The following is a 12,444-nucleotide window of genomic DNA, read 5'->3' on the forward strand; positions in this document are numbered from 1 at the left end:
ACGGCCCCGGTGCCCGCCCCGAGGAACGAGACGGAGCCCCGATGGCCTCCCGCCCGGCACGGCCCGCGCGTACGGCACGAACGGCCGCGCTGGCCGCCCTGCTGCTGGCCACCGGCACCGCGTGCGGCGGCCAGGACGGGGCACCCAGCGCCGAGGTCGCGCAGCAGAGCCCCGCCCGGGACCGGGTGGGCACCCTCTCCCTCCACACCGCGCAGGGTCCGCGGGCCTGCACCGCGAGCGTGGTGCACAGCCCCCGGCGCAATCTGCTGGTCACCGCGGCGCACTGCGTGCAGACCCGCCGGATCGGCCTGCTGGACGGCCTGGTGTTCACCCCCGGCTACCGCAACGGTTCCACGCCGTACGGGACTTGGCCGGTGCAGGCGATCACCGTCGACCCGCACTGGGCGGCCGGCGACGATCCCGAGTACGACGTGGCGTTCGTCACCGTGGGCACGGTCGACGGCCGGCAGGTGGAGGACGCGGTCGGCGGCAACCCGGTCGACACCGGCCAGGGCTTCGGCCTGTCCGTCTCCGTCACCGGCTACCCGAACGAGAGCGACGAGCCGATCACCTGCGCGGTCCGGACCAGCTCGCAGAGCGCCACCCAGGAGCGCTTCGACTGCGGCGGCTACACCGACGGCACCAGCGGCAGCCCGTGGGTCACCGCGAACGGCGCCGTGGTCGGCGTGATCGGCGGCTACCAGGAGGGCGGGAGCACCCCCGGCACCTCGTACAGCGTCACCTTCGACCAGCGGGTCGCCGAGCTCTACCGGAGGGCGACCGCCTGACCGGGCAGCCCGGCCCGCGGGCGGTGTCGCGCACGTCACGTCGCGGAGCCGGGCGGGGGCAACACGAAGGCCCCCCGGTCGACCGAGGGGCCTTCGCTCTGAGCAGTCACCGGGCGGACCCGGTGCAGCTCCCGCAATTGGACTCGAACCAATAACCTGCCGATTAACAGTCGGCTGCTCTGCCAATTGAGCTATGCGGGATCGCGGTACCCAACTGCCGTACCACGGACGGGAACCAGGACCCCGGAGGGAACCGCTCCCGAGCTCCCCCAATTGGACTCGAACCAATAACCTGCCGATTAACAGTCGGCTGCTCTGCCAATTGAGCTATGGGGGATCGGCCACCGCCTCGGCCCCGGTCTCCCGGGCTCCTCGGCGCTCGCTGCGGGACATACATTAGCGCACTCGGGGGGGTGGTCCGCCAATCGCTTTCCCGGCTTGCCACCGGGCTGCCGCTCCGGCGTGCCCCGCGCGCGCCCGGCGGCGGGGCCGGGGATGCTGGGGCGCGGACGGTTCGCCGTCCCGACGGACGGGTAGGGCAATGCGGCAGAAGCCGCCAGGAGAGGGTGGATCCGACCATGTGGAAGCTGTCGTTGGCCGCGGGCTTCGCGGCCGGCTACGTCCTGGGCTCGCGAGCCGGGCGCCAGCGCTACGAACAGATCGCCAAGGTCACCCGGCAGATCGCCCGGAACCCCACGGTGCAGGGTGCGACCGACCGGGCCCGGCAGCAGGCCGGGGCGGTGGCCGGGAAGGCGGCCGGCGCGGTCGCCGACCGGGTCGGCGACCGGCTGCCGAGCGCCGTCACGGACCGGGTGCCGTACTTCAACCGCTCCCGGGCGGAGGACGACGGCTGGGGCACCTTCCGCCCCTGAGCCCGGGACGCGCCCGGGCCGTACGTCCCGCGACGCACGGCCCGGGCGCGTACCCACCCCCCGTGACGGGACGGTGACACCGGGGCCAAGCGCGGCCCAACCCGGCGTCGCGAAGCCGCAACGGCCCGCCCGGCCCGCACGCGTCCGGGGCCGGGCTGAGGCATGATCTCGGCATGGCCATCGTCGCGGGGATAGACAGCTCGACCAACCGCACCAGGATCGTCGCGTGCGACGCCGACACCGGTGCCGTCCTGCGCTCCGGCAAGGCGCCGCACCCCGTCCCCGAGGACCAGGACCTGCGCCCGGGCGAGACCGATCCCCAGGTCTGGCTGCACTCGCTCGGCGACGCCGCGACCGGCGGCCTGCTGGAGGGCGTCCGGGCGATCGGGGTCAGCGCCCAGCAGCACGGGATGATCGGCCTGGACGCGGGCGGGGTGCTGGTCCGCCCGGCGATCCTCTGGAACGACCCCCGCTCCAGCGGCGCCGCCGCCAAGCTGCTGGACGCCCTCGGCGGCGCCGCCGCCTGGACCGCCGCGATCGGCGCCGTGCCCGCCCCCACGTACACCATCGCCAAGCTGCGCTGGCTGGCCGAGTTCGAGCCGGCCAACGCCCGCCGGGTCGCCGAGGTGCTGCTGCCGCACGACTGGCTGGTCTGGCAGCTGCTCGGCCACCCCAAGCGCCGCACCACCGACCGCGGCGACGCCTCCGGCACCGGCTACTGGTCGCCGATCACCGGCGAGTACCGGCAGGACCTGGTCGAGCTGGCGCTCGGCCACGAGCTCCGGCTGCCCGACGTGCTGCCCCCCGCCGAGCCCGCCGGGCACACCCCCGAGGGCCTGCTGATCTCGGCCGGCACCGGGGACAACATGGCCGCCGCCCTGGGTCTGGGCCTCGGCCCGGGCGACGCGGTGGTCTCGCTGGGCAGCGCCGGGACGATCTTCGCGGTGCACGGGGAGGCCGTGGTGGACGCGTCCGGCCTGGTCTCCTCCTTCGCCGACGCCAGCGGCCGGCACCTGCCGATGGTCGCCACCCTCAACGCCGCCCAGGTGCTGCGCTCCACCGCCGCCATGCTCGGCCTGGACCTGGAGGGCCTGAGCGACCTCGCCCTGCACTCCTCCCCCGGCGCCTACGGCCTGGTGCTGCTGCCCTACCTGGACGGCGAGCGCACCCCCGCCCTGCCGCACGCGGCCGGCACCCTGACGGGCCTGCGGGCCGAGGCCATGACCCCTCAGCACCTGGCCCGGGCCGCCGTCGAGGGCATGCTCTGCAACATCGCCGACGCCCTCGACGTGCTGCGCGCCCAGGGCGTCGCGGTGAAGCGGGTGTTCCTGCTCGGCACGGCCGGGCGGCTGCCCGCCGTCCGGCACATCGCCCCGATGCTGTTCGGCGTCCCGGTCGTGGTGCCGCCGCCCGGCGCGCACGCCGCCCGCGGGGCCGCCCGGCAGGCCGCCTGGGCGCTGGCCGGCACCCCGGAGCCGCCCGAGTGGGAGCTGCCGGACGCCGAGACCGTCGAGCCCGACGGGGAGCAGGACCTGGCGATCGGCTCGGCGGTGCGTCAGCAGTACCGGGCCGCCCGCGACCAGGTCCACCCGGAGGCCGCGGCCTGACCCCGCCACCGGGGACGCCGGGCGTGCGGATGCGTCACCCCTCGCCCGGTGGCAGCGTGGGACGGGACACGGCCACCGACGCGAAGGGCGGCAGGACGCCATGGCGCTGCACAAGGGGGCCGGCGGCGACCGCCGGCTGAGCATCGGCCCGTACCCGACCATCGCCGACCCGCTGGGCTCGATGAAGCTCGCCCCGCCGCTGCACCGGCTCGGCGAGGGCCCCGTCGCCGCGGACACCGCGTACCAGCTGATCCACGACGAGCTGATGCTGGACGGCAACGCGAAGCTCAACCTGGCGACCTTCGTCACCACCTCGATGGAGGCCCAGGCCACCCGGCTGATGACCGAGTGCCTCGACAAGAACATGATCGACAAGGACGAGTACCCGCAGACCGCCGAACTGGAGCGGCGCTGCGTGGCGATCCTCGCCGACCTCTGGCACGCCCCCGACCCGGACGCCGCGGTCGGCTGCTCCACCACCGGCTCCAGCGAGGCCTGCATGCTGGCCGGCATGGCGCTCAAGCGCCGCTGGACGCGCCGCAACGCCGACCGCTACGCCGCCGGGGCCCGGCCCAACCTGGTGATGGGCGTCAACGTCCAGGTGTGCTGGGAGAAGTTCTGCAACTTCTGGGAGGTCGAGGCGCGCACCGCGCCGATGGAGGGCAGCCGCTTCCACCTGGACGCCGAGCGGGCGGTCGCCCTGTGCGACGAGAACACCATCGGAGTGGTCGGCGTGCTCGGCTCCACCTTCGACGGCTCGTACGAGCCGGTCGCCGAGATCTGCGCGGCCCTGGACGCGCTCCAGGAGCGCACCGGCACCGACGTCCCCGTGCACGTGGACGGTGCCTCCGGCGGCATGGTGGCGCCCTTCCTCGACCCGGAACTGGTCTGGGACTTCCGGCTGCCCCGGGTGGCCTCCATCAACACCTCCGGCCACAAGTACGGCCTGGTGTACCCGGGCGTGGGCTGGGCGCTCTGGCGCGACAAGGAGGCGCTGCCGGAGGAACTGGTCTTCCGGGTCAACTACCTGGGCGGCGAGATGCCGACCTTCGCCCTCAACTTCTCCCGGCCCGGCGCCGAGGTGGTGGCCCAGTACTACGTCTTCCTGCGGCTCGGCCGGGAGGGCTTCCGGGCCGTCCAGGGCGCCTGCCGCGAGGTCTCCGGCTACCTGGCCGGGCAGATCGGGAAACTGGACGGCTTCCGGCTGCTGACCCGGGGCGACCAGCTCCCGGTGTTCGCCTTCACCACCGAGGGGGACGTCCCGTTCGACGTCTTCGACGTGTCGCGGCGGCTGCGCGAACGCGGCTGGCAGGTGCCCGCGTACACCTTCCCGGCGAACCGGGAGGACCTGTCGGTGCTCCGGGTGGTCTGCCGCAACGGCTTCTCCCGGGACCTCGCCGACCTGCTGCTGGGCGACCTCGGCCGGCTGCTGCCGGAGCTGCGGCGCCAACCCGTCCCGCTCCGCGAGCTCGGGGTGCCGGCCCGGCCCGGCTTCCACCACTGAACGGCCGCCACCGGGCGTTCGCACGCCACCGACCGTTCGGGCCCCCTTGCCCGTTCGGGCGCCACCGACCGTTCGGGCGCCCCGGGAAGACCTCACGGTGGGGAGGGCGCAGCGAAGCGCCCTCCCCACCGGAGCGTCCCGGCGGACCGGCGCAGCCTCCCCCCGCGAGGCTGCGCCGGTCCGGTGGGGGCCGGGAGCGGGTGCGGACCCCGCGACGAGTGATCGATCGGTGTCCGAACGTTTCCACCGACGGGCGGACCGCACCGGCCAGAGAACTCTGCACGATGACGACGTGAATGTTCGAGCGTCTCCGGGGGTTGTGAGACACTTCCGTCCGTCTCAGCGCCATGACCTGGGGTTTGGGACGCCAGGCCGACCGGGTTGGAGAAGCTGGGACGCCGGACGGCCGGACCCGCCCGCCCGTTCCGGCCCGCCTCCCCCGCCCACCGTTTCTCGAGTTTTGGAGCGCCGCAGTGGGTGCCGCCCGGAAGCAGCTGCCCGAGGAACTGTCCGAACCCGCCAAGCGCCTGGCGGAGGAACTCCGGACCATCAAGGACACCGCCGGGCTGTCGCTGTCCGAGCTGGCGACCCGGACGCACTACAGCCGGGCCTCCTGGGAGCGCTGGCTCAACGGCAAACGGATCGTCACCGAGCAGGCGCTGGACGCCCTGATCGGGACGGTCGCGTGCGACGGGGCCGCGCTGCGGACACTGTGGCGGCAGGCGGTGGCGGAGCCGGTCCCCGACGGGGGCCCCGAGCCGGGCGCTTGCGCCGAGCCGGGCGTGGGCGCGGCCGTGCAGCGCCCGGCCGCCGACGACGAGCCGCGGAGTCCCGAGGAACCCCCCGCCACCGAGGCAGGGTTCGCCGCCGGGGAGCAGGCCGCCGCGGAGGCACCGGCGGCCGGGCCGGAACCCGATCCCGCCCCCTGGTGGCTGCGCCCGACGGCGCTGATCTCCGGTGCCGCCGTGCTGGCACTGCTGCTGGTGCTGGTCGGCCTGCGGATCAGCCGGCACGACGGGCAGGCCGCGGCGGCCGACGGGACCACCGCGACGGCCGGGGCCTCCGCCTCCGCCCGCCCCGGCCCGACCGACCCCGCCTGCCAGGCCGTCGGCTGCGCCCACAAGGACCCGAAGACCACCGGCTGCGGCAAGGACGCCCGGACCCTGCAGACCCAGGTGGTCGGCAAGGTCGTCGTCTACCTGCGGTACAGCCAGACCTGCCGGGCCGCCTGGGCGGCCATCACCGAGGGCCAGCCGAAGGACTACGCGACGATCACCGACGGCACCGGCGACAGCGAGACCGCGCTCATCCACTGGGGCTACGACAACTACTCGCCGATGCTGAACGCGGCCGACCCGACCGTCACCTTCCAGGTCTGCGGCTACCAGCCGGCCGGCCACGACTGCACCGCGGTGGTCTCCGACCTGGCCATGGTGGTGGCCTCCACCCCGATCCCGATCGGGCCCGCCTCACCCCCGCCGGGAACCGGCGCGGGAGCCCCCACGGCACCGGCCCCGGCCACACCGGCCGACCCTGCGGCGTGGGACCCGGCGACGACCCCGGCCGACCAGCCCTCGCCCACGCCCTCGCTCTCCCCCTCGTTCCCGCCCACGCCCGTCGGCTAGTCGAGGTAGCCGCGCAGCTGCTCGGCACAGGCGTGGTCGCGGAGCTTGACCAGGGTCTTCGACTCGATCTGGCGGATCCGCTCCCGCGTCACGCCGAACACCGCGCCGATCTCCTCCAGCGTGCGCGGACGGCCGTCGTCCAGCCCGTAGCGGAGCTGGACGACCTGGCGCTCCCGCTCCCCCAGGGTCGCCAGGACGGCCTCCAGGTGCTGGCGCAGCAGCAGGAAGGTCGCGGACTCGGCGGGCGAGGCGGCGTCGGCGTCCTCGATCAGGTCCCCGAGCGCGACGTCCTCCTCCTCGCCGACCGGGGTGTGCAGCGAGATCGGCTCCTGGGCCAGCCGGAGCAGCTCGCGCACCCGTTCCTCGGTCAGCTCCAGGGCGGCCCCGATCTCGGCCGCCGTCGGTTCCAGGCCGCGCTCCTGGAGCAGGCCGCGCTTCGCCCGGACCACCCGGTTGATCAGCTCGACCACGTGCACCGGCACCCGGATCGTCCGGGCCTGGTCGGCCAGCGCCCGGCTCATCGCCTGCCGGATCCACCAGGTCGCGTACGTGGAGAACTTGAAGCCGCGGGCGTAGTCGAACTTCTCCACCGCACGGATCAGGCCCAGGTTGCCCTCCTGGACCAGGTCCAGCAGGGTCAGCCCGCGGCCGACGTAGCGCTTGGCGACGGAGACCACCAGCCGCAGGTTCGCCTCGATCAGCCGGCGCTTGGCGATCCGGCCCCGCACCACCAGGGTGTCCAGCTCCCCGGCCAGCGGGTCGGGCGGCGGCGGGTCGCCGTTCAGCCGCTCCTCGGCGAAGATGCCGGCCTCCACCCGACGGGCGAGTTCGACCTCCTCCTCGGCGGTGAGCAGGCGGATCCGGCCGATCTCGCGCAGGTACTGGCGCAGCAGGTCGGCGGCCGGACCGGTGTCGCCGACGGGCCCGCGGCGCTCCTCCGGCTCCTCGGCCCCGGCCCCGGCCCCGGGCTCGGGCTCGGCTTCGTGGTCGGGGTCCGGGCTGTCCGGGCTGTCCGGGTGGCCCTCCGGCAGGCCCTGGGCGGGGGCCCGGGCACCGTCCGGAGGCGCCGCCCCGGCCCGGCCGTGGTCGGCCTCCTGCTCCCCGGACTGCTGCTTGCCGGCGTGCGGCCCGGCCGGTCCGGCGGGGTTCGCTCTCGTCCTGGTGGTGGTCGCTGCGGCGAGGCCTTGCTCCACGGGCATCCCCTCGGGGCGGGCGCGACTCTGGCGGACCCGCGCAGTACGGAGGTGGGACGCCCTCCAGTGTGCGGTACGCCACACTCCGTGGCCGAGACTCGTGCGCCGACTTTCTCCGGCGGGTGGCGCGGCCGTGCCGCGGGAGGCGCGGGCGGGCCCTACAGCGCCGCCGCGCCCCGGCTGCGCAGCTGCTGCCCGTACTGCTGGAGCTGCCACAGCTCGGTCTGCACCGCGTGCAGCTGCTCGGCGTCGGCGCGTGGGCCGAGCCGCTGGAGGTAGCCGCGGACCTCGGTGATCCGCCGGTCCACCGCCAGCATGCGCAGCTTGACCAGGAACTCCCCCGCGTAGATCGCGTCCACCTTGCGGCGCGAGCGCACCGGCTCGACGGTCAGCTCGGTGACCAGCGACCGCACCTGGTCGTCCGGGGACGCCTCGCGCACGGCGCTGGTGAAGTCGGGCAGGCCCGCCCCGTACGCGGCGCCGCCGGCCTTGGCGATGGCCTGCCGGACGGCGGTGTACGGCGGGGTCGGGAACTCGTCCTCGCCGTAGTGGTCGAAGGCCGGGCTGACCAGGTCCGGGTGCTGGAGCGCCAGCTTGAGCAGCTCCCGCTCGACGAACTGGGCCGGGTCGCGCGGGTTGAGCCGGAAGGCGGGCTGCGCGGGGCGCTGCGGCTGGACCGGCTCGGGGCGGCGCTGGGCGGCCGCGCCGCGCGGGTTCTGCTGGCGCTCGCGGTCCCAGCGGGCCAGCTGGGAGATCCGGCGGACGACGAACTGCTCGTCCAGGATGCCGAGCATGCCGGCCAGGCGGACGGCGTACTCGTGCTGGATCGAGCGGTCCTTGATCTTGGCGACGATCGGGGCCGCCTCCTCCAGCGCCGCCGACCGCCCCTCGGGGGTGTCCACCCGGTGCCGGGCCACCACCGAGGTCAGCGCGAACTCGAACAGCGGGACCGGGTTGTCGATCAGGTGCTTGACCGCCTCGTCGCCCTGGGCCAGGCGCAGCTCGCACGGGTCCATGCCGCCCGGGCTGACCGCGATGGAGGTCTTGGCGGCGAACTTCTGGTCGTCCTCGAAGGCGCGCAGGGCCGCCTTCTGGCCGGCCGCGTCGCCGTCGAAGGTGAAGACGGTCTCGCCCCTGTACTGCGAGGTGTCCATCAGCAGCCGGCGGATGATCTTGATGTGGTCCTCGGCGAAGGCGGTGCCGCAGGTGGCCACCGCCGAGGTGACCCCGGCCAGGTGGCAGGCCATCACGTCGGTGTAGCCCTCGACCACCACCGCGCGGCCCGACTTGGCGATCTCCTTCTTCGCCAGGTCGATCCCGTACAGCACGTGGGACTTCTTGTAGATCGGCGTCTCGGGGGTGTTGAGGTACTTCGGGCCGTTGTCGTCCTCGCGCAGGCGGCGGGCGCCGAAGCCGACCACCTCGCCCGCGATGTCCCGGATCGGCCACACCAGCCGGCCCCGGAAGCGGTCGATCAGGCCACCGCGCTGGCCCTGCGAGGCGAGGCCGCCCAGCAGGATCTCCTTGTCGGTGAAGCCCTTGCCGCGCAGGTAGCGGACCAGGTGCTCCCAGCCCGCGGGGGCGTAGCCGACGCCGAAGGTCGTCGCGGCCTCCTCGTCGAAGCCGCGCTCCGCCAGGAAACGGCGGCCGATCTCCGCCTCCGGCGAGGCCAGCTGCTCCCGGTAGTAGGCGGCGGCCACCTTGTGCGCCTCGACCAGCCGGGTGCGCTCGCCCTGCTGGTGGCGGGGGCTGTAGCCGCCCTCCTCGTAGCGCAGGGTGATGCCGGCCTGGGCGGCCATCCGCTCGACGGCCTCGGCGAAGGTGAAGTGCTCGATCTTCATCAGGAAGGCGATCGTGTCGCCGTTCTCCTGGCAGCCGAAGCAGTGGAAGACGCCCTTGGCGGGGTTGACGTAGAAGGAGGCGGACTTCTCGTCGTGGAAGGGGCAGACGCCCTTGTACTCGCCGCCGCCACCATTGGTCAGCTGTACGTAGTCGCCGACCACCGCGTCGATCGGCAGTGCGCTGCGCACCGCCTGTACGTCTTCGTCCCTGATCCGCCCGGCCACCCCGGAAGTCTACTGGGGCGGCCGCGCCTTCGAGCCGGGCGGACCGCCGCAGGGCCGACCGGCCGGGGCAACCGGCCGGGCCGGGCCGCCGGGCGGACGGCGGACCCGCTACGCCCAGGCGGCGCCGACCAGCTTGGCGTGCAGGGCCAGGGCCGAGGCGTCCGTGAGGGTGGCGATCTGGTCGACGACCGTGCGCAGGGCCGCGCGGTCGTCCTCGGCCTCGCGGTACATGGCGGCGAACACCGGGTCCAGCCCCTCGGGGGCGCGCTGGGTGAGGACGTACGCCAGCTCGGCGATCACGATCCGCTGGCGGGCCCGCAGCTGGGCCTGCTCGTCGCGCTGCATCACGTAGCGGACGGCGACCGCCTTGAGCACCGCGCACTCCAGCCGGACGTCCCTCGGCACCACCAGCTCGGCGGTGTAGCGGGTGAGCCGGCCGGGGCCGTAGCGGGCGCGGGTGGCCTGCTCGGCCGCCAGGCAGAAACGGCCGATCAGCTGGCTGGTGAGGTCCTTGAGCCCGGCCCGGGCCCGGGCGGTGCCATCGTAGGAGCGGGGCCACCACTCCTGGGCGAGCAGCCGGTCCAGGGCGGCCGACAGCTCCTCCGGCCCGGCGTCCGGGGCGTAGCGCTCGGCGACCTTGAAGAGCTCGGCGCGCTCGCTCGGGGCGCGCAGGGCGGCCGGGTCGATGTGGCCGGCCTGGAGGCCGTCCTCGACGTCGTGGGTGGAGTAGGCCACGTCGTCGGACCAGTCCATCACGGTGGCCTCGAAGCACTTGCGCCCGGCCGGGGAGCCGGCCCGCAGCCAGCGGAACACCGCCAGGTCGTCGGCGTAGACGCCGTACTTGGGCGAGGCCGGGTCGGTGGGGTGGGCACCCTTGGTCCACGGGTACTTGGTGGCGGCGTCCAGGGCGGCGCGGCTCAGGTTGAGGCCGACGCTGCGGCCCGGCCAGGGGGCGAGCCGGGCGGCGGGCCGCTCCTCGTCGGGCGCGAAGCGCTTGGGTTCGAGCCGGGTCAGGATGCGCAGCGACTGGGCGTTGCCCTCGAAGCCGCCGCAGGCCTCGGCGGCCTGGTCGAGGGCCTCCTCGCCGGTGTGGCCGAAGGGCGGGTGGCCGATGTCGTGGGCCAGGCAGCCGGTCTCCACGAGGTCCGGGTCGCAGCCGAGGGCGGCACCCAACTCCCGCCCGACCTGGGCGCATTCGAGGGAGTGGGTGAGTCGGGTGCGCGGGAAGTCGCTGCGCATCGGGGCGACCACCTGGGTGGTGCCGGCCAGCCGGCGCAGGGCGGCCGAGTGCAGGACCCGGGCGCGGTCGCGCTGGAAGGCCGTGCGGCCCGGCCGCTTGTCGGGTTCGGGGACCCAGCGGGCCTCGGCAGCGCGGTCGTACGGGATCGGGGCGGCGAGGCGGTGCTTGGTGTCGTCCATATGCCCTTCACCGTACGCCGGGCCGCCGACACGCGGGGTGTGCCGCGCACGAAGCGATGCGGGCCGGGGCGTGAACGGTGCGCGGCACGCGGGTGCCCGCCCCGGTGCGTCGGCCCCACCCGGACGGTCCAGTCCCGCGCGCCCCGCGCGCCCCTCGCGTTCCCCGGCCCGGCCGGGGGCTAGCCCTTGATCGCCTTCAGGACGACACCGGACGCCGCCTCCTGGCCCTTGGCGTTGGGGTGGATCGGCGCCAGGCCGTGGGCCGGGAACGGCGGCTCGACCCAGCGCTCGCCCTCCCCCGCGCACATGTCGTGCCCGGCCGAGGGCCCGGCGAGGTCCACGAACACCGCGCCGGCCGCCTCGGCGCGCTTCTTGAGCATGCCGTTGAGCTGCTGCTGCTTCTCCACCAGGAAGTTCAGGTCGGAGGCGGGCACGGCGTTGCCGAGCACCGGCAGGCAGCTCGCCGGATCGGCCGGGAGCAGCCCCGGGTACCCGATCACGTACACCTTGGCCTTCGGGGAGCGCTTCCGGACGTCCTGGAGCACCTGGCCGATCCGCTCACCGGCCGCGTCCACCTTGCGCTGGACCTCGTCGGTGCCGCCGCCCTTGGCGTAGTGGTCGCGGCACGGCGAGTTGCTGATCCGGTCCGCGCTGTCGGTGATCACGCCCTTGACGATGTCCACCAGGTTGGCCTTGGCGCACTCCGTCACGACCTCCATGAAGCCGGCGTCGTTGCCGCCGATCCCCAGGGTCACCAGCCGGGTGTCCGCGGTCAGCGCGTCCAGCTGGGCCGGGTTGGTGCCGTCGGCGACCTTCTGCGGGCCGGTCAGGTCCCCGGTGCGGGCGCCGCTGCAGCTGACATCCTTGAACTGCCCGGCGGCGAGCGAGAGCCCCTTCGCCACCAGGGCCGGGTAGTTGGCCCCGGAGCGGTAGCAGGCGCCCGGCTCGCCGATCTGCGGGGCGATCTTCATCCCGGCGGTGTACGAGTCGCCGAGCGCGACGTACGGACCGGTGGGCGGGGGCTCGGCCGCGGCGGCCTTGGCGTGGGCGGGCGCCGCGCCGGCGGCGCCGCTCCCGCCGTCCGAGCCGGCGTTGTCGGTGCAGCCGGCCAGCAGCACTGCGGCCAGTCCGGCGGTCAGGGCGATGGTCGGGCGTGCGGTCCTCGGCATGGTCTCCCCCCGGGGATGCGGATCACGGTCGGCTCCTGGTGGCGGCCCGTCCCCCGGGCGGGCGCATCAGGGGCCAACGAACGGTCGCGGCCGTTCACTCCCGCCCGGGCCGAATACGCCTCCGGGCGGGACCGAAGCGGCCGGAATCCGCCCCCGGACCGGCCGACGGGCACACCCGGGCCGCCGCGCGCCGACGTGCCG

At 74.8% G+C, this 12,444-nt stretch carries 9 protein-coding genes and 2 tRNA genes; 5 read left to right on the forward strand and 6 right to left on the reverse strand.

All coding sequences use genetic code 11. The features are described 5' to 3' along the window. The first annotated feature begins 41 nt into the window (after positions 1–41). On the forward strand, positions 42–788 hold the full coding sequence (locus tag AB0E96_RS14460; protein WP_359822869.1) for a trypsin-like peptidase domain-containing protein: 747 nt from the start codon (positions 42–44) through the stop codon (positions 786–788). Positions 789–916: 128 nt separating this feature from the next. Here AB0E96_RS14460 and AB0E96_RS14465 read toward each other — a convergent pair. Then, a tRNA-Asn gene (locus AB0E96_RS14465) sits at positions 917–989 on the reverse strand. 63 nt (positions 990–1,052) lie between these two features. Then, positions 1,053–1,125 (reverse strand) — tRNA-Asn (locus AB0E96_RS14470). Between the two features lie 229 nt (positions 1,126–1,354). Here AB0E96_RS14470 and AB0E96_RS14475 point away from each other — a divergent pair. From AB0E96_RS14475 to AB0E96_RS14490, 4 genes are all read left to right on the forward strand, one after another. Beyond that, positions 1,355–1,660 (forward strand): hypothetical protein, encoded by a 306-nt coding sequence (locus AB0E96_RS14475; protein ID WP_359822871.1) that lies wholly within the window; start codon positions 1,355–1,357, stop codon positions 1,658–1,660. A gap of 173 nt (positions 1,661–1,833) precedes the next feature. Next, on the forward strand, positions 1,834–3,267 hold the full coding sequence (locus AB0E96_RS14480) for an FGGY family carbohydrate kinase (protein ID WP_359822873.1): 1,434 nt from the start codon (positions 1,834–1,836) through the stop codon (positions 3,265–3,267). Between the two features lie 100 nt (positions 3,268–3,367). Beyond that, positions 3,368–4,771 (forward strand): glutamate decarboxylase, encoded by a 1,404-nt coding sequence (locus AB0E96_RS14485; RefSeq protein WP_359822875.1) that lies wholly within the window; start codon positions 3,368–3,370, stop codon positions 4,769–4,771. 473 nt (positions 4,772–5,244) lie between these two features. After that, positions 5,245–6,396 (forward strand): DUF2690 domain-containing protein, encoded by a 1,152-nt coding sequence (locus AB0E96_RS14490; protein WP_359822877.1) that lies wholly within the window; start codon positions 5,245–5,247, stop codon positions 6,394–6,396. On the opposite strand, the gene AB0E96_RS14495 is transcribed toward AB0E96_RS14490, so the two are convergent. The 4 genes from AB0E96_RS14495 to AB0E96_RS14510 all read right to left on the reverse strand — a co-directional run bounded on the left by AB0E96_RS14495 (position 6,393) and on the right by AB0E96_RS14510 (position 12,243). Further along, positions 6,393–7,589 (reverse strand): sigma-70 family RNA polymerase sigma factor, encoded by a 1,197-nt coding sequence (locus AB0E96_RS14495; protein ID WP_359822879.1) that lies wholly within the window; start codon positions 7,587–7,589, stop codon positions 6,393–6,395. The genes AB0E96_RS14490 and AB0E96_RS14495 overlap by 4 nt on opposite strands. A gap of 158 nt (positions 7,590–7,747) precedes the next feature. Then, positions 7,748–9,655, reverse strand: coding sequence for a DNA primase (dnaG, locus tag AB0E96_RS14500; protein WP_359822881.1), 1,908 nt, complete (start codon positions 9,653–9,655; stop codon positions 7,748–7,750). Between the two features lie 108 nt (positions 9,656–9,763). Continuing rightward, complete coding sequence (locus AB0E96_RS14505) at positions 9,764–11,074, reverse strand: deoxyguanosinetriphosphate triphosphohydrolase (protein WP_359822884.1); 1,311 nt, start codon at positions 11,072–11,074, stop codon at positions 9,764–9,766. Between the two features lie 179 nt (positions 11,075–11,253). After that, positions 11,254–12,243: an SGNH/GDSL hydrolase family protein gene (locus AB0E96_RS14510; protein ID WP_359822886.1), complete on the reverse strand. Its 990-nt coding sequence runs from the start codon at positions 12,241–12,243 to the stop codon at positions 11,254–11,256. Positions 12,244–12,444: the final 201 nt, after the last annotated feature.

Origin of the sequence: Kitasatospora sp. NPDC036755, assembly GCF_040636595.1 — a bacterium.
GTDB lineage: Bacteria > Actinomycetota > Actinomycetes > Streptomycetales > Streptomycetaceae > Kitasatospora.

Excerpts from the sequence above, each read along its gene's own strand:
- AB0E96_RS14460 (WP_359822869.1), top strand. The coding sequence starts at position 42 with ATGGCCTCCCGCCCGGCACGGCCCGCGCGTACGGCACGAACGGCCGCG.
- AB0E96_RS14480 (WP_359822873.1), top strand. The coding sequence starts at position 1,834 with ATGGCCATCGTCGCGGGGATAGACAGCTCGACCAACCGCACCAGGATC.
- AB0E96_RS14485 (WP_359822875.1), top strand. The coding sequence starts at position 3,368 with ATGGCGCTGCACAAGGGGGCCGGCGGCGACCGCCGGCTGAGCATCGGC.
- AB0E96_RS14505 (WP_359822884.1), bottom strand. The coding sequence starts at position 11,074 with ATGGACGACACCAAGCACCGCCTCGCCGCCCCGATCCCGTACGACCGC.
- AB0E96_RS14510 (WP_359822886.1), bottom strand. The coding sequence starts at position 12,243 with ATGCCGAGGACCGCACGCCCGACCATCGCCCTGACCGCCGGACTGGCC.